This window comes from Micromonospora saelicesensis (assembly GCF_900091575.1).
GTDB classification, from domain to species: domain Bacteria; phylum Actinomycetota; class Actinomycetes; order Mycobacteriales; family Micromonosporaceae; genus Micromonospora; species Micromonospora saelicesensis.
This window is the reverse complement of record NZ_FMCR01000003.1, coordinates 160,668-176,349: the sequence shown is the minus strand read 5'-3', so window position 1 is coordinate 176,349 and position 15,682 is coordinate 160,668. Positions and strand designations below refer to the sequence as shown.

The window sequence follows — 15,682 nt, the reverse complement described above, 5'->3', positions numbered from 1 at the left end:
TCCGACGCGTGCGACCCACCGACTTCCAGGAAGCCGAAGTCGATCAAACGGCTCAGCGGGCGATCTCGGTGACCCGGGACTCGCGGACCACTGTGACCCGGATCTGACCCGGATAGGTCAGCTCCTCCTCGATCTGCTTGGCCACGTCGCGGGCCAGCACTGCCGCCCCGATGTCGTCGACGTCGTCCGGCTTGACCATCACCCGGATCTCCCTGCCGGCCTGCATGGCGAAGACCTTGTCCACGCCGAGCTTGCTGGCCGCGATCTCCTCGATCCGCTCCAGCCGCTTGACGTACGCCTCCAGGCTCTCCCGCCGCGCGCCCGGCCGACCACCCGAGCAGGCGTCGGAAGCCTGGGTGAGCACGGCCTCGATGGTCTGCGGGGGCACCTCGTTATGGTGCGCCTCGATGGCGTGCACCACGTCCTCGTGCTCGCCGTACTTGCGGGCCAGATCCGCGCCGATGATGGCGTGGCTGCCCTCCACCTCGTGGGTGAGCGCCTTGCCGATGTCGTGCAGGAACGCCGACCGTTTGATGATCGGCACGTCCAACCGCAGCTCGGCGGCCATGATGCCGGCGATGTGGGCGGTCTCGACCAGGTGCTTGAGCACGTTCTGCCCGTACGACGTGCGGTAGCGCAGCCGGCCGAGCAGGGTCACCAGCTCCGGGTGGATCTCGGTGATGCCGACCTCGACCAGGGCGTCCTCGGCGGCGCGGAGGCAGAGCTGCTCCACCTCCTGCCGGGCCAGGTCGTAGACCTCCTCGATCCGGTGCGGGTGGATGCGCCCGTCCAGGACCAGCTTCTCCAGGGTCACCCGGCCCACCTCGCGACGGACCGGGTCGAAGCAGGAGAGCAGCACCGCCTCGGGGGTGTCGTCGATGATCAGGTTGACGCCGGTCACCGACTCGAAGGCGCGGATGTTGCGCCCCTCCCGGCCGATGATCCGCCCCTTCATCTCGTCACCGGGAAGGTGCAGGACGCTGACCACGCTCTCCGCGGTCTGCTCGCTGGCGACCCGCTGGATCGCGTCCACCACGATGTGTCGGGCGCGCTGCTCGGCCGTGTTGCGCGCGTCGGACTCGATGTCCCGCACGAGCAGCGCCGCTTCCCGCTTGGCCTGCGTCTCGATGGCGTCGACCAGCTCCAGTCGGGCGGACTCGGCGGTGAGCCCGGCGACCCGCTCCAGCTCCCGGCGGCGCAGCTCCTCCGACTCGGTCAGCTCGGCCTCGCGCTGGGCGAGCGCGGCCTCCCGGGCGGCGAGGGCAGCCTTCGCGGCGGTGAGCTGTCGCTCCCGCTCGGCGAACCGCTCCACCTCCTCGGTGTGCATCCGCTCCCGCTCGTCCATCCGAGCTGCCCGACGTTCCACCTCGGCGGCCTGCTCCCGGGTGGTGGCGGCGAGCACCGCGACCTCCCGCTCGCCGCTGCGCCGGGCTGCCGTCCGCAACTGTTCGGCGTCCGCCTCGGCCTGCTTGTGGGCGCGCTCCAGAACGGTGTCCGCCTCGGCCCGGGCGTCGTCGAGGACCCGTCGCGCCTCGGCGCGGGCCGCCTTCGCCTCGGCCTTCGCCGCCGCCGCCTCGGTACGGGCCGCGGCGGCCGCTGACTTCGCCACGTCGATCGTGCTGTTCGCCTCGTCGGCCGCGGTCCGCAGGGCCGCGAGGGACTGCTCCTGGCGGTCCTTCTCGGCGATGAAGGCGGGATCCTCCGGAGCCGGCGCGGCGCCCATCCGGCGCAGTGTCCGGATGCCGACCAGCACGGCCCCGATCACCACCACCGCGAGGACGAGGACGGCCACGAGGAGCACGAGGTCGAACGCGTTCATGCCGGGACCCCGTCGGGTCTACCGATGAACCTGTGCCGCCGCCCCGCCATGGCCGCCTCCCCTAACGTCGAGACCGCAGCGACCGTGCCGGGGGCACACTCCTGCGGCTGTGGACGCCCGACCGGAGCGGCTGGCCGTGGGTAGCTTTCTCCGCCGGCGGTGCCCGTGGGCAGCGTCGGCGACCGGGTGCAGTTGTCGCAGCGTTCCGGACCGGCCTGTCCGGAACTGCCGCCAAAGGCCGCGGAGTCGGCCAAAGTGATGCTGTTCTGTTACGCGATCTATGTTGTGCGCTTAGCCTGCGCTGGTCGGGCAATGTGAGCCTGTATGGCGAGGCTAGGTCGCCAGGGGTGCTCCGGTCAAGGACTCATGATCAAACCCCCCGAACGGAGAGAAGTTGAACCGTCACCGCGCGCTGATATCACGCCGGACAGGAAGGGACAAACTCCGCGAGGTGTGCTGCCCCCTGGACGTGTCGGGCCTGCTCAGTGCCGTCCAAGGGCTCGTCGGACGGGGCCGACGACCGAGCGAGGTGTGACCGAACCGTCTGACCCAGGTCAGCTGGCACCGACCGCCACCGCTGCCGCGACCAACGCCGCGTTGTCCACAGCGGGCGAGCCGTCCGGCAGGCACAGGGTGTCCTCGAGCCCGATTCGGGTGTCCAGACCCCGGCGTACCGCCTCGGCGAGGACCGGCCAGGTCGCCGGCCCCTCGGCGTGCAGCAGCACCGACGGCGCGTCCGGCGGCAGGGCGGCGAGAACCCGGGAGGCGTCGGCCAACGCGACCGTCACGTCCTCGGCCATGCACTCGACCAGAACCCGCCCGGCCGGCACCCGCCACCTCCGGTACGCCGCGACCGCGTCGAGCGTCCACAGCCCTGCCTCGACGAGCACACCACGCTCGTGCAGGGCGGCCGCGACCGCCTCGGCACCGGGCTCGTGAGCGTTGACCGAGGCGAAGTCGGGCAGCACCGGCCAGGCCCGGACGGCGGCCACCCGGGCAGCCGGATCCGGCACGATCCAGGCTCCGGTGCTCACCCCCACCGGCAGCCCCGGCCGGGCGGTACGGATCGCGGTCAGCGCGTCAGCGATCACCGCCGGCCGCAGCGACTCGACGCCGGTCTCGTCCCGGGGATGGACGTGCACGGCCGCGACCCCGAGCGCCGCGCAGCGGGCCGCATCGGCGGCGAGTTCCGCCGCAGTGAGCGGCACGGCCGGATGGGCCTGCCGGCCGCGCCCACCGTTCAGACATGCCTTCAACATCGGGCCCGCACCTCCATCGGGAGTCGCAGCGAACCGCTCACTCGACCAGACGGTTGTCGCGCTCCAACTCGCCCTCGGCGTCGGCGAGCGCGTCGGCGTCGATCTGCTCGGCGAACTCGGCCGCCTCGGCGCTCTGTGCCGCGAGCGCGTCCTTCACCGCCCGGATGGCCACGCCAGGCGGGTAGCCCTTGCGGGCCAGCATGCCCACCAGCCGGCGGAAGACCGCGTCCGGCTCGCCTCGGGCGGTGCGCAACTTGCGCTCCACAAGGCCACGGGCGGTGTCCGCCTCGGTCTCCTCGTCCAGCTCATCCAGCGCCTCGGTGGCCACCTCGCCGTCCACGCCCTTGCGGCGCAGCTCGTTGGCGAGCGCCCGGCGAGCGAGGCCGCGCCCGGCGTGCCGGCTGGACACCCAGGCCCGGGCGAACGCGGCGTCATCGATGATGCCGACCTCGTCGTACCGGTCGAGGACCTCGGCCGAGATCTCCTCGGAGATGCCCCGCTTGGCCAACGCCCCGGCCAGCTCGGCCCGGGTGCGGGGCCGAACGGCAAGCTGGCGCAGACAGATCTCGCGGGCCACCTCGGACTCGTCGCGCGGAGGGGCCGGAGACTCGACGGTGTCGGCCTCCTCGGACCGCCCCCGGCGGCCCCGCCGAGGGCGGGGCGCATCGGTGGCGTCGCCCGTACGAGGCGGACTGGCATCCCAGCCCCGCCCCGTACGAGCGCGTCGTCCTGCCATGGGTCAGCGACCGGTCAGAAGTCGACCGGCGGCAGCTCCGGGCCACCGGCGGCGTCACCCGCGCCGACCCCGACGCCGAGCTTCTCCAGGATCTTCTTCTCGATCTCGGCGGCCACGTCCGGGTTTTCCTTCAGGAACTCCCGGGCCTTCTCCTTGCCCTGGCCGAGCTGGTCGCCGTCGTACGTGTACCACGCTCCGGACTTGCGGATGATCGCCTGCTCCACGCCGACGTCGATCAGCGAGCCCTCACGCGAGATGCCCTTGCCGTACATGATGTCGAACTCGGCCTGCTTGAACGGCGCGGCGACCTTGTTCTTCACGACCTTGACCCGGGTGCGGTTACCGACCACGTCGGTGCCGTCCTTGAGGCTCTCGATGCGTCGCACGTCGAGCCGGACCGAGGCGTAGAACTTCAGCGCCCGACCACCGGTGGTGGTCTCCGGGCTGCCGAACATGACGCCGATCTTTTCCCGCAGCTGGTTGATGAAGATCGCCGTGGTGCCGGTGTTGCTGAGCACACCGGTGATCTTCCGGAGCGCCTGGCTCATCAGCCGGGCCTGGAGGCCCACGTGGCTGTCGCCCATCTCGCCCTCGATCTCGGCGCGCGGCACCAGGGCCGCCACCGAGTCGATCACGATGATGTCCAGAGCGCCGGAGCGGATCAGCATGTCCGCGATCTCCAGCGCCTGCTCGCCGGTGTCCGGCTGGGAGACCAGCATCGCGTCGGTGTCGACGCCGAGGGCCTTCGCGTACTCCGGGTCGAGCGCGTGCTCGGCGTCGATGAAGGCGGCGATGCCGCCGTTGCGCTGGGCGTTGGCCACCGCGTGCAGTGCCACAGTGGTCTTACCGCTGGACTCGGGGCCGTAGATCTCGACCACCCGGCCACGGGGCAGGCCGCCAATGCCGAGGGCCACGTCGAGCGCGATGGAGCCGGTCGGAATGATTGCGGTCTGGACGACCGGCCGGTCACCCAGCCGCATCACCGAGCCCTTGCCGAATTGCTTGTCAATCTGAGCGAGAGCAAGGTCGAGTGCCTTCTCCCGGTCAGGCCCTGCTGCCATGGTTGCCACCCCTGCCTTCGCCGGCGTCTTTGCTGAGCTTCGCGTCACGCGGACACGCTAGGCGCTAGGTCCGACAGAAAACCAGCCGACGGGCCGCGAGCTGTGGACGAGCACCCCGCTGTGGACAATAGCCGAACAGGTGTACGACTCGACAAGCGACACGCGGAACCGGCGAAAAGGCTGCTCAGCGTAGTCGAGCGGGCACCCGGTCGGGGTACGCGGCACAGACCGCCCGCCACACCACGTGTGTCTGCTCCCCTGATGCCAGGGCCTGCTCGATGGTCCGCCCGCCGAGCTGGGACAGCACCTGATCGCGGGCGATGCTGGCCGCGTAGCCGGGCCCGAACGCCTCGTCCAGCCGCGTCCAGAAGTCGGTCAGCCGCACAGTGATCAGCCCTCCTCGTCCGGTGCCCCGGTCGGCACCGGGCGCAACGCTAGCGCCACCAGGGGCGCCGCCGCGACCGCCGCGAGCAGGGTGAGCACGGGATATCCGGCGAACTGCATGACAAACCCGCTGACCACGGCGGCCCCGGCCCCGGCCAGCCCCATGATCAGGTCGGACAGCCCCTGGACGCTCGGCCGCACCTCGGCCGCCACCGACTCGGACAACAGGGTCGAGCCGGCCACCATCGTCCCCGACCAGCCCAACCCGAGCAGGACCAGACCGACCGAGAGCCGAGGCGTGTGGTGCCCGGCGGTGCCCGCGACCGCGCAGGCGGCCAGCAGCAGCCCGACCCCGCCGAGGATCACCGCCCGTCGACCGAGCCGGTCGGTGAGCCAACCGACCACCGGGGAGAACGCGTACATGCCGGCGATGTGCAGGCTCAGCACGATGCCGACCAGCCGCAACACGTCGGCGTCGGCGTGCGACTCACCGAGCCGGACCGGAGTCATCGCCATCACCGCCACCATCACCAGGTGACCCACCGCCACGGCGGCGATGCCGAGTCGGGCGGCGGGCTGTCCGCGTACCACCGACCAGGCCGCGCGCATCCCGGCGCCGCGCGGCGCGCGCACCGTGACCGGCGCGGCGGCCGGCGTCGCACCGCCACCTGCCGCCGGCGCCTCGGCCGCCACCGCGGCCGCCGTCGCATCGGCGGCCGGCGGCGCATCGGCGGCCGGCGGCGCATCGGCGGCCGGCGGCAGATCGGCGGCCGGTGCGTCGGCCGCCGCGAGCCGGCGCGCGGTGAGCAGCGGGTCGGGCCGGAGCAACCCGAGGAGTACGACGGCAGCCAGCACGAACGCGACCGCGCTGAACGCGAACGGGCCGGCCAGCGGGGGCAACCCCCAGCCGGTGGTGACCCGGTCGGCCAGCGCGGCGAAGTTCGGCGCGGCCACCGCACCGATGGTGGTGGCCCAGACGATCAGGGAGAGCTGCCGCCCCCGGCGGGCCGGCTCGGCGAGGTCCACCGCCGTGTAGCGGGCCTGCAAATTAGCGGCGGTGCCTCCGCCGAAGAGCAGCATGCCGAGGAAGAGCAGCGGCACCCAGCGGGTGGCCGCGGCCAGCACCACCAGCAGGCCACCGACGGCGCCGACCGCGTACGCCAGCACCAGACCCGGCCGGCGACCGTGCCGCGCCATGATCCGGGTGACCGGGACGGCGAGCAGCGCGGCACCGACCACCCCGGCGCTCTGCGCGACACCGGCCACCGCGGTCCCGGCGATCCGTGCCGCGAGCAGCGCGCCCACGGCGATGCCGATGGTCACGCCGATCCCGCCGATGATCTGGGTGGTGAAGAGCAGCCGCAGGGTACGCCGCTGGATCGACGCGACGTCGGGTCGGGCGGCGGTACGCGGCGCGGTCAGGTCGGTCGCCATCGGCGCTCCTCAGGACGGGGTGACTCATCCTCGCGCACCCGCACCGACCGGCGGCAGTGGGTTTCGCCGGGACGGGGTCGCCACCGGCGCGTCCCACGCCTGGCGTGCCCGGGTGAGCGGCACTGTTGATCACCGCCAAGGACGTGTTCAGCAGGATCACCGCGGGCAGTTGAGCCGCCTACCCACGCGATCCTGGTGTTTCCAGCCGGCGAATACGGGTGAGGGTGAGCGCGGCGACGGCCACACTGACGGCGGCGACCACGCCGAAGATCACTGCGAAGCCCTCGCTGTCGGCGACGAGCAGAGCGAGCAGGACCAGCCCGAGGCAGATGCCCAGGATGGCCAGCAGCGCCGCCCAGGTGGCTCGCCGCTGCTCTGCCAAATAGCGGGGCAGCGCGGTCCGCGTGGCCTGGTCCGCGGGCACGGTGCTGGTGCGCAGTGCCTGACGCAGCGCGTACCCCTCCGGATCGCGCCGGGCGGCCTGCTCGCCCGCGCTCCACCGACTGAAGTACATGGCGGGTCCGATCCAGACGAGGTTCAGGGCACCGTTCAGCACGGCCTCGACCAGCGGCTCCTGCCGGTCGAAGAGCCAGCGCACCGGCAGCCCGATGAACACCGTCATCGGCACCCAGTAGACGGCCATGAGCTGCAAGCCGGGCGCCCGCTCGAAGAACCGCTTCCATCTCCCGCGACGCCCGGCGGCCGCAGCGGGCGCACCGGCGCGACGCTCCTCGTTGTCAACGTCCATCGACCCCCGTTACCCATCCGCGTGATCGGCGACGCACTGTCAATCTTGGACAGTTTCCGTCAGCGCCTGACGGAAACTGTCCAAGATCTGAACAGGTCACGGCGGCGCGCAGGTTGCGTGGGGCGGTCGCCGGTCAGCCGGGCAGCGCGCGGGTGACGACGGTGAGGTCGGCGACCAGGCCCTCGTATGCCTTGTCCTGGTCGTCGGCCCGCAGGACGGCGGACGGGTGGATGGTGGCCAGCAGCCGAGCCTGCGGCGCGTCGGCCCGCTTTCCGGCGTTGTCCACCGGCACCTGCTCGAAGTCCGCGGGGTGTTGGGCCGACTCCGGCCAGGGCAGCAGCTCGCCCCGCTGCCGGGTGACCCGGAAGGACGGGCCGAGCAGCGCCTTGGCGGCGGTCGCGCCGAGCACCACCACGACCTCCGGACGCAGCCGGGCGAACTCGGCGACCAGCCAGGGGCGGCAGGCGGTGATGTGCACCTGGTCCGGGGTCTGGTGGATCCGCCGCTTGCCGCGCTGTTCAAAGCGAAAGTGCTTTACGGCATTTGTCAGGTAGAGGTGACCCGGGTCCAGCCCGGCCTCGTCGACCGCGCGGCGCAGCAGGCGACCGGCCGGACCGACGAAGGGCAGTCCCTTCTGGTCCTCCATGTCCCCTGGCTGCTCGCCGACGAGCACCACGCGGGCGCTCTCGTCGCCCCGGCCGAAGACCGTCTGCGAGGCGTCCCGGTACAGCTCGCAGCCCCGACAGCCGCCGGCGGCGGTGCGCAGGTCGTCGATGGTGTCGGCGTCGGGCGGGATGAACCGCTGGGCGCCCGGAGCACTCCCGGTCTGCTCGGCCATGCCGACTGTTATATACCCGTTCGATGCTCGCCGCCGGATACGCCCCGGCGCACCGGCCGCAACACGTCAGTATCCGTTGCCGCCCCCATCGCCGCCGGACGCGATCGCGATCAGCACGATGACGATGATGATGATCGCCACCGCCACCGCGATCCAGATCCCCTTACGAGCCCCACCAGAAGCCATGTCCCCCACCTCCGGGCGCCCGCATACCCGTCCCCGCCGTCCCGAATCCCCGCGATCTCGCACTTTCTGCCTCGACCAACATGCCCAGGCCCGACATTTCGCCAACACAAACCGCAAGAGCGCGAGGACGCGGGGGCGGGGGCGGGGTCAGGTGGGGAAGCCCTGGGAGGGGGGTGGGTTCTCGGCCTGGGCCAGGGCCGCCGCCAGGGGGGCCAGATCGGCGGTGTCCAGGGAGCTGACGGTGATGCGCAGGGCCGGCGGTGCGGCGATGCGGTAGAGCGCGCCGGGGGCCACCGCCCAGCCGGCGTCGCGGAGCGCGGTCACCGTGCTGGTCTCGTCCGCGACCGGCAGCCAGACGTTGATGCCACTGCGACCGTGTGCGGTCAGGCCGTGCTCGGCCAACGCGGCGAGCAGCCCCTCGCGGCGCTGCTCGTAGCTCTGCGCCGCCCGCTGCACCAGCTCGGTGACAGCCGGGTCCCGCCACAGGGCGAGCACCAGGCGTTGCAGCACTGTGGAGACCCAGCCGGCGCCGACCCGGGTACGGCCGCTCACCCGGGCGACCGTCGTCTCGTCGCCGACCAGCACCGCCAGTCGCAGGTCCGGGCCGAAGGGCTTGCTCACCGAACGGAGGAAGGCCCAACTCGCTGTCGCACCGGCGAGCGGGTGCAGGGGTACGCGGGCCAGTTCGGCCGCGTGGTCGTCCTCGATCAGCAGCAGGTCCCGGCGGCCGGCGAGCAGCGCCCGCAGCGCCTCGGCGCGGGCGGCGGAGACGGCAGCGCCGGTCGGATTCTGCGCCCGGCTGGTGACGATCAGCGCCCGCGCTCCGGCGGCGAGCGCCGCCGCCACCCCGGCGACCAGCGGCCCCTCGTCGTCCACCGGTACGCCGATCGGGCGCAGGCCCAGCGCGGCGACGAGGTCGAGCAGGTTGGCCCAACCCGGGTCCTCGACCGCCACCGCGTCGCCGGGACGCAGGTGGGCGCCGAGCAACCGTTCGATGCCGTCCAGCGCACCGCCGGTGAGCGTCAACTCCCCGGCCGGTACGCCGTCGGCGCGCAGCCGGGCGCGGGCCACCTCGGCCAGTTCGGGCAGCACTCCGGCATCGGAGTAGCCGACCGACGGGGCGTTCTCGGTGGCGAGCGCCGCCAGGTGCGGGCCCAGCGGGGGCAGCAGACGGGGGTCAGGTTCACCCCGGGAGAGGTCTCGGGCGCCGGGCAACGGTGGGGGGCGCAGCGCGGAGCGGCGGGCAGCCACCGGCGGGCGGGGGCGTACCCGGGTGCCGTGCCGACCGGCGGTGGCGAGCAGGCCACGTTGGCGTAGCTCCTGGTAGGCGCGGGCGACGGTGGCGGGGCTGACCCCCAACTCGGCGGCGAGTGCCCGCACGGGCGGCAGGGCGGCCCCCGGTGACAGGGCGCCGGTCCGGATGCCCGACTCGATGCTGGCCGAAATCTCGACGGCTGTCGTACCGGTGAGCTGATAGTGTGCTGACACAAATAAGAGATTGTACTAGAACAAAGGGGCGCGCGCATGTATCCACCCACCGCCCGGACCACACCCCACCGCTCCCGCGACAAGATGAGCTACGACCAGGCCGCCGCCCACGCCGTGCTCGACGAGGCGTACGACTGTGCGCTCAGCTTCACCGTCGACGGCCAGCCACGGGTGCTGCCCACCCTGCACGTCCGCATCGGCGACACGCTCTACCTGCACGGCTCCACCGGCAGTCGACCGCTGCTCGCCGCCCGCGGCGACGACGGGTTGCCGGTCTGCGTCGCGGTGACAGTGCTCGACGGGCTGGTCTACGCCCGTTCCCAGTTCCACCACAGCGCCAACTACCGCTCGGTCGTCGCGCACGGCACCGCCCGCCTGGTCACCGACGAGCGGGAGAAGCTCGCCATGCTGACCGCGCTGGTCGAGAAGGTCGGCGCGGGACGCAGCACCGCCACCCGTCCGCCCAGCCGCCGAGAGTTGGCCGAGACCGCCGTACTGGCGCTGCCACTGCGCGAGGTGTCCGTCCGGGCCCGCACGGGCGGGGTCCGCGAGGACGAGGCCGACCTGCACCTGCCGCACTGGGCCGGCGTGCTGCCGCTACGACTGACCGCCGGGGCACCCGAGCCGGACGCCGGGGTCACCGCGCCGCTGCCGGCGTACCTGCGGACGCCCCGCACGCCCTGGCACGACCCGGTGCCGCTGCACGGCGAGCACGTTCGGCTGGAGCCGCTGGAGCTGGCGCACGCCGACGAGTTGCACGCCGCCACCGCGGACCCTGAGGTGTGGCGGCACCTCAGCGTCGCGCCGCCCACCGCCCCCGCCGAAACCGCCGAGGTGATCGGCACCGCCCTGGCCGCCCAGCACCGGGGCGAGCGGGTGGCCTGGGTGCAGCGGTGCGCGGCGACCGGGGCGGTGGTGGGCAGCACCTCCTACTACGACATCGACCCGGAGCGGCGGGCGGTGGCGATCGGGCACACCTTCCTCGGCCGGCCCTGGTGGCGTACCGGGATCAACACCGAGGCGAAGCTGCTGCTGCTCAGCCGGGCCTTCGACGACCTGGGCGCGGTACGGGTCGCCTGGCACACCGACATCCGCAACGTTCGCTCCCAGGCGGCCATCGAACGGCTCGGCGCGACCCGGGAGGGGGTGCTGCGGATGCACCGACAGCGCCCGGACGGCTCGTGGCGGGACACCGTGCAGTACGCGATGACCGTCGACGAGTGGCCGAACGCACAGGCCAGGCTGCGAGAAAGACTTCTGCGGACGGCACCGGTGGCGTGATGATGGCGGGCGTGCTGGGGATCACCGACATCTGGACGTACGTGCTGGGCACCGTGGCCATCATCCTGCTGCCCGGGCCGAACTCACTCTTCGTGCTCTCCACCGCGGCCAAGCGGGGCGTCGCGGTCGGCTACCGGGCCGCCGGTGGCGTGTTCGTCGGCGACGGGGTGCTGATGTTCCTCTCCGCCGCCGGGGTGGCGTCGCTGCTCAAGGCGTACCCGCCGCTGTTCATGGTGATCAAGTACGCCGGTGCCGCGTACCTCGGTTATGTCGGGGTGACCATGCTGCTCGGCGCCGTGCGGCGCTGGCGCGACCGCAATGACCCGAGCACGCCGCGGCTCATCGACGCCGCGGAGCCGGCGGCGATGCGCAGCCCGTTCCGCAAGGCGCTGGTGATCAGCCTGCTGAACCCGAAGGCGATCCTGTTCTTCATCTCGTTCTTCATCCAGTTCGTCGACCCCGGTTACGCCTGGCCGGCGCTGTCGTTCCTGCTGCTCGGGCTGATCGCACAGGTGACCAGCGCGCTCTACCTGACCGCGTTGATCTTCGCGGGCACCTTCCTGGCCGCCCAGTTCCGCCAGCGCCGCCGCCTGGCGGCCGGTGGCACCACCGCCGTTGCCGCCCTCTTCCTGGCCTTCAGCCTCAAGCTGGCCACCGCCAGCGCCGGCTAGTCCGCCGCGATCTTGCACTTTCGGTCGTCGAAACGCGCACTCTGAGCCGGTTTGTCCCCGCAGAAACTGCAAGATCGCGGGGGTGAGAGGGCGGGGGTCAGGTGCCGTCGCCGCCGCCGGAGCCTCCTCCTACGCCGGCGCCGCCGGCGGTGCCGCCCAGGCCGTAACCCGGTCGGACCGGCTCGTCGGGGTGGCGGCTGACGTGGGCCGACCCCGCGATCTGCGCGGACCAGTCGGCGTGCGCGGCCGCGGCGGCGTGCCGGTTGATCGCCTGGCGGATCCAACCGTCCACGGTGGCGACCCAGTCCCGCCGGTCGGCGCCCTCGTGCCAGATCCGGAACCTGCTGATGCTCTGGTGGGTGATTCCGGCCAGCGCCAGCCGGCGATCCATCCAGAGGATCGCCTCCAGGCCCGCCGAGTTGGTCACGAAGATCACCTCCAGCTCGGTGATCGGGCCGGCGTAGAGCGGCCCCACCCAGTAACCCCAGCGTTGGTGCAACGGCAGGGTGTGCTCCACCCCCGGCAACCCGCCCTCCTGCAACCCGGACTGGCGGATCATGAAACCGAGCGTGTCCAGCGCCGCCAGCACGTGCTGCTGGGTGGGGAGCGGATGCACGAAGACCGGCACCATGGCCCCCTGGTCGAGGTCGGGGTCGAGCGACACCTCGGTCCGCAGGCCCATCCGCAGGCTCAGCAGCGGCACCCCACCGAAGGTGGTCACCGGGGTCTCCCACGGCAGCGGGAACGCGAAGTCGACCGCCCGCCGCCGACCGGCCGGTACGACGAACCGGCCGGCGATCGGCAGGTGGTGGAACTGCACGAGACGCCGGGCCGCGTTCGGGTCGTCCGGCTCGACAGTGGTGACGAGGCCGAGCCGGATGTGCCGCACCAGCACGTCCTCCGGGCCGGCCGCGACTGTCACCCGCCCCGGCAGGCGCAGGCCCGGGCGGGTACTCGGGTTGGGCAGCGTGGTCTGCACGGAGAGCCCGGTGCCACCGGACTCCGGGGACACTCCGGTCAGCCGCACCGCGCCCCCTCCCGAGACGGGGCCCCGCCGGCCCCACCAGGCGCGCCTACCCGGTCGGGGTCGGCTCAAGCCCGCTGCCGTGCCGACCGTTGACCCGGCCGCACGTCGTCAGTGCGGCCGGGTCGCCAGGTCAGCGCAACCGACGCCCGCGCGGGACCGTGTCGGTCTCGTCGTCGAACTCCCCGATGACCTCCTCCAGGAGGTCCTCCAGGGCCACGAAGCCGATCGGCCGGGCCGGGCCGCCGCCGTTGCGGACCAACGCGAGCTGCGACTGCCGGGCCCGCATCGCCGCCACCGCCTCGGTGACCGAGGACGTCGCGGGCAGGGTGAACGCGGGGGTCATCAGCTCCCCGGCGGTGGCGACCCGGCCGGTGGTGACCACCCGTACCGCCTCCCGAACGTGCACGAGCCCGCACACGTCGCCCGCCTCGTCGAGTACCGCGAGCCGGGATCGGCCACTGCCCCGGCTGACCTCTTCGATCCGCTCGGCCGGGTCGTCCCGACGGACGGTGACCATGGTGGCGAACGGTTCCATCACCTGCGCCACCGACGTGCCCTGCAACTCCAGCATGCTGGTCAGCAGTTGGTGCTGCTCGGCACCGAGCAGCCCGTGCTCACGGGACTGCTCCAGCAGGATCCGCAGCTCGTCCGGGCCGTGCACCTGGGCGAGCTGGTCCTGCTGGTTGACGCCGAACAGCCGCAGGATCGCGTTGGCCAGGGCGTTCAGCGCGGAGAGCACCGGCCGGGAGACCCGGGCGAAGGCGCGGAACGGCAACGCGAGCAGCGTCGCCGAGCGCTCCGCGTCGGTGATCGCCCACGACTTCGGTGCCATCTCCCCCACCACCAGGTGCAGGAAGGTCACCACCCCGAGGGCGAAGACCAGGGCGACCAGATGACTGGCCGCGTCCGGTAGGCCCACCGCGTGCAGCAGAGGGCTGAGCAGGTGCTCGATCGCCGGCTCGGCCAGCGCGCCGAGACCCAGGGTGCACAGCGTGATGCCGAGCTGCGCGCCGGCCAGCATCAGCGACAGCTCGCGGACGCCATCCAACGCGGCGCGTGCCGCCCGACCACCGTTCGCCGCCGCCTGCTCCAGGCGGTAGCGCTTGCTGGCCACCAGGGCGAACTCGGCGGCCACGAAGAACCCGTTCAGCGCCAGCAGGATCACCGAACTGAACAGTGCGATCCCGGGGCTCATGCGGTCACCTCCGGTTTGGTCAGCTGCAACCGCACCGAGTCGGCCACGTGCCGGTCCACGGCCAGCACCTCGACCAGCGCCCGGGGCTCTGCCTCGTTGTCCTCGCCGTCCGCCCCCTCGGGTTGCAGGCTGATCTCCAGCCGGTCACCGACCTCGGGCACCCGGCCCAGCTCCCGCATCACCAACCCGGACAGGGTGTCGTACTCGGGGGCCTCGGGCAGGGCGATGCCGGTGCTGTCGGCGACCTCGTCGATCCGCCAGCGGGCCGGCACCACCCAGGACCCGTCGTCCTGCCGGGCCGGTGCCCGCTCCGGTGGGTCGTCCTCGTCGCGGATCGGGCCGACCAGTTCCTCGGCGATGTCCTCCAGCGTGATGACGCCGGCGAAGCCGCCGTACTCGTCGACCACGCACGCCATCTGCCGGTGCCCGGACCGCAGGCGGTCGAGCACCGTGGGCAGGGGCAACGTCTCCGGTACGAGCAGCGGCGGCCCGGCCACCGCGCTCACCGGGGTGGTGGCGCGCTCCCCCGGGGGTACGCCGAGCACGTCGGCGATGCCGACGATGCCGAGCAGGTCGTCGACGCCCTCCGCACCGCGTACCGGGAAGCGGGAGTGGCCGGTGTCCAGCAGCTCGACCACCCGGCTCACCGGTTCGTGCGCCCGGACGGTGTGCACGTCGACGCGCGGCACCATGGCCTCGCCGGCGGTCAGCTCGCGGAAGTCCAGACCTCGGTCGAGCAGCGTGGACATCTCGGCGTCGAGGCTGCCCTCCTCGCGGGACTCGGCGATGATCTGTTCCAGGTCCGCCGGCGTGGCGCCGCTGGGCAGCTCCTCGATCGGCTCGATGCCGATGCGGCGCAGCAGCCGGACCGAGGCCCGGTCGAAGAGCCGGATCAGCGGCCCGGCGACGGCCAGGTAGATCAGGGTTGAGCGGCTCAGCGCCCGGGCCAGCTGCACGGCCCGAGCGATGGCCAGGTTCTTCGGGGCCAGCTCACCGAGGACCATCTGCACGATGGTGGCGATGACCAGGGCCAACGCCACCGACAGCGGCAGGCTGACCGCCTCGCTGACGCCGGCCACGCCGAGCAGGTCGGCGAGGCCACCGCCCAGGTACGGCTCGGCGACGTAGCCGACCAGCAGCGCGGTGACGGTGATGCCCAGTTGGGCACCGGAGAGCATGAAGGAGAGCCGGCTGGTGACGGTCAGGGCCCGGGCGGCGGCCTGATCGCCGTCATCGGCGAGCTGGCGCAGCTTGCCCCGGTCCACGGCGACGTAGCCGAACTCCTGCGCCACGAAGTAGCCGGTGGCGGCAGTGAGAAGAATGATCAGAAGGAGACCAACGACGATCAACACGGGTCGCTCAGGGCTCCCGGGGTCGTCGGTACGGGGATATGCCGGGCACGACCCGGCTGGCTACTGCTGCCCTCCTGGGCAGAAGAGTCGATCATGCCGCCATTTTATCGGCGCTGGCTGGGACTCCGCTGGGGGTGGGCCGAAGGAGCGGAACGTCCGGTTCAGCGGGCGCCGCCGGTGGGCACGCCAGGCCCGGGGCGTGG

14 protein-coding genes are annotated in these 15,682 nt (G+C 72.6%); 2 read left to right on the top strand and 12 right to left on the bottom strand.

Translation table 11 applies throughout. The annotated features are described in order from the left end of the window. Nucleotides 1-52: 52 nt before the first annotated feature. The 9 genes from rny to GA0070561_RS13760 form a co-directional block, all read right to left on the bottom strand. Nucleotides 53-1,819, bottom strand: a complete 1,767-nt coding sequence (gene rny, locus GA0070561_RS13800; RefSeq protein WP_091400509.1) for a ribonuclease Y — start codon at nt 1,817-1,819, stop codon at nt 53-55. A 554-nt stretch (nt 1,820-2,373) separates the two neighbouring features. Further along, on the bottom strand, nt 2,374-3,078 hold the full coding sequence (locus tag GA0070561_RS13795; RefSeq protein ID WP_091400507.1) for a 3-keto-5-aminohexanoate cleavage protein: 705 nt from the start codon (nt 3,076-3,078) through the stop codon (nt 2,374-2,376). A gap of 37 nt (nt 3,079-3,115) precedes the next feature. Then, on the bottom strand, nt 3,116-3,814 hold the full coding sequence (locus GA0070561_RS13790; RefSeq protein WP_091400505.1) for a regulatory protein RecX: 699 nt from the start codon (nt 3,812-3,814) through the stop codon (nt 3,116-3,118). A 14-nt stretch (nt 3,815-3,828) separates the two neighbouring features. After that, a complete protein-coding gene (gene recA, locus GA0070561_RS13785; protein ID WP_007456801.1) occupies nt 3,829-4,875 on the bottom strand; it encodes a recombinase RecA in 1,047 nt (348 codons plus the stop codon). A 184-nt stretch (nt 4,876-5,059) separates the two neighbouring features. Next, entirely contained in the window at nt 5,060-5,260 is a 201-nt protein-coding gene (locus GA0070561_RS13780) for a DUF3046 domain-containing protein (protein ID WP_030489422.1), read from the bottom strand. Between the two features lie 5 nt (nt 5,261-5,265). After that, on the bottom strand, nt 5,266-6,693 hold the full coding sequence (locus tag GA0070561_RS13775) for an MFS transporter (protein ID WP_091400504.1): 1,428 nt from the start codon (nt 6,691-6,693) through the stop codon (nt 5,266-5,268). 178 nt (nt 6,694-6,871) lie between these two features. Then, nucleotides 6,872-7,441: a hypothetical protein gene (locus tag GA0070561_RS13770; protein ID WP_091400502.1), complete on the bottom strand. Its 570-nt coding sequence runs from the start codon at nt 7,439-7,441 to the stop codon at nt 6,872-6,874. 133 nt (nt 7,442-7,574) lie between these two features. Continuing rightward, the gene (locus GA0070561_RS13765; RefSeq protein WP_091400500.1) at nt 7,575-8,279 is read right to left on the bottom strand and encodes a UdgX family uracil-DNA binding protein; all 705 of its coding nucleotides are present in this window, start codon (nt 8,277-8,279) and stop codon (nt 7,575-7,577) included. 333 nt (nt 8,280-8,612) lie between these two features. Further along, nucleotides 8,613-9,953 carry an aminotransferase class I/II-fold pyridoxal phosphate-dependent enzyme gene (locus tag GA0070561_RS13760; RefSeq protein WP_091400497.1) on the bottom strand — a complete coding sequence of 447 codons (1,341 nt, stop codon included), beginning with the start codon at nt 9,951-9,953 and terminating at the stop codon, nt 8,613-8,615. A 36-nt stretch (nt 9,954-9,989) separates the two neighbouring features. Here GA0070561_RS13760 and GA0070561_RS13755 point away from each other — a divergent pair, with 36 nt between their 5' ends. Together GA0070561_RS13755 and leuE are read left to right on the top strand one after the other, a co-directional pair. Further along, nucleotides 9,990-11,234: a bifunctional pyridoxamine 5'-phosphate oxidase family protein/GNAT family N-acetyltransferase gene (locus GA0070561_RS13755; RefSeq protein ID WP_091400494.1), complete on the top strand. Its 1,245-nt coding sequence runs from the start codon at nt 9,990-9,992 to the stop codon at nt 11,232-11,234. Beyond that, nucleotides 11,234-11,905, top strand: coding sequence for a leucine efflux protein LeuE (leuE, locus tag GA0070561_RS13750; RefSeq protein WP_091400492.1), 672 nt, complete (start codon nt 11,234-11,236; stop codon nt 11,903-11,905). The genes GA0070561_RS13755 and leuE overlap by 1 nt, the downstream gene beginning before the upstream one ends. 97 nt (nt 11,906-12,002) lie before the next feature. Here leuE and GA0070561_RS13745 read toward each other — a convergent pair whose 3' ends face one another. The 3 genes from GA0070561_RS13745 to GA0070561_RS13735 form a co-directional block, all read right to left on the bottom strand. Then, nucleotides 12,003-12,932 carry a sporulation protein gene (locus tag GA0070561_RS13745; protein WP_091400489.1) on the bottom strand — a complete coding sequence of 310 codons (930 nt, stop codon included), beginning with the start codon at nt 12,930-12,932 and terminating at the stop codon, nt 12,003-12,005. Between the two features lie 130 nt (nt 12,933-13,062). Beyond that, on the bottom strand, nt 13,063-14,127 hold the full coding sequence (locus GA0070561_RS13740) for a hemolysin family protein (protein ID WP_091400487.1): 1,065 nt from the start codon (nt 14,125-14,127) through the stop codon (nt 13,063-13,065). Next, on the bottom strand, nt 14,124-15,479 hold the full coding sequence (locus tag GA0070561_RS13735) for a hemolysin family protein (RefSeq protein WP_091400485.1): 1,356 nt from the start codon (nt 15,477-15,479) through the stop codon (nt 14,124-14,126). The genes GA0070561_RS13740 and GA0070561_RS13735 overlap by 4 nt, the downstream gene beginning before the upstream one ends. Nucleotides 15,480-15,682 lie beyond the last annotated feature (203 nt).

Coding starts and splice junctions, on each gene's coding strand:
- rny (WP_091400509.1), bottom strand. CDS start 1,819: ATGAACGCGTTCGACCTCGTGCTCCTCGTGGCCGTCCTCGTCCTCGCG.
- GA0070561_RS13795 (WP_091400507.1), bottom strand. CDS start 3,078: ATGTTGAAGGCATGTCTGAACGGTGGGCGCGGCCGGCAGGCCCATCCG.
- GA0070561_RS13790 (WP_091400505.1), bottom strand. CDS start 3,814: ATGGCAGGACGACGCGCTCGTACGGGGCGGGGCTGGGATGCCAGTCCG.
- recA (WP_007456801.1), bottom strand. CDS start 4,875: ATGGCAGCAGGGCCTGACCGGGAGAAGGCACTCGACCTTGCTCTCGCT.
- GA0070561_RS13775 (WP_091400504.1), bottom strand. CDS start 6,693: ATGGCGACCGACCTGACCGCGCCGCGTACCGCCGCCCGACCCGACGTC.
- GA0070561_RS13770 (WP_091400502.1), bottom strand. CDS start 7,441: ATGGACGTTGACAACGAGGAGCGTCGCGCCGGTGCGCCCGCTGCGGCC.
- GA0070561_RS13765 (WP_091400500.1), bottom strand. CDS start 8,279: ATGGCCGAGCAGACCGGGAGTGCTCCGGGCGCCCAGCGGTTCATCCCG.
- GA0070561_RS13755 (WP_091400494.1), top strand. CDS start 9,990: ATGTATCCACCCACCGCCCGGACCACACCCCACCGCTCCCGCGACAAG.
- leuE (WP_091400492.1), top strand. CDS start 11,234: ATGATGGCGGGCGTGCTGGGGATCACCGACATCTGGACGTACGTGCTG.
- GA0070561_RS13740 (WP_091400487.1), bottom strand. CDS start 14,127: ATGAGCCCCGGGATCGCACTGTTCAGTTCGGTGATCCTGCTGGCGCTG.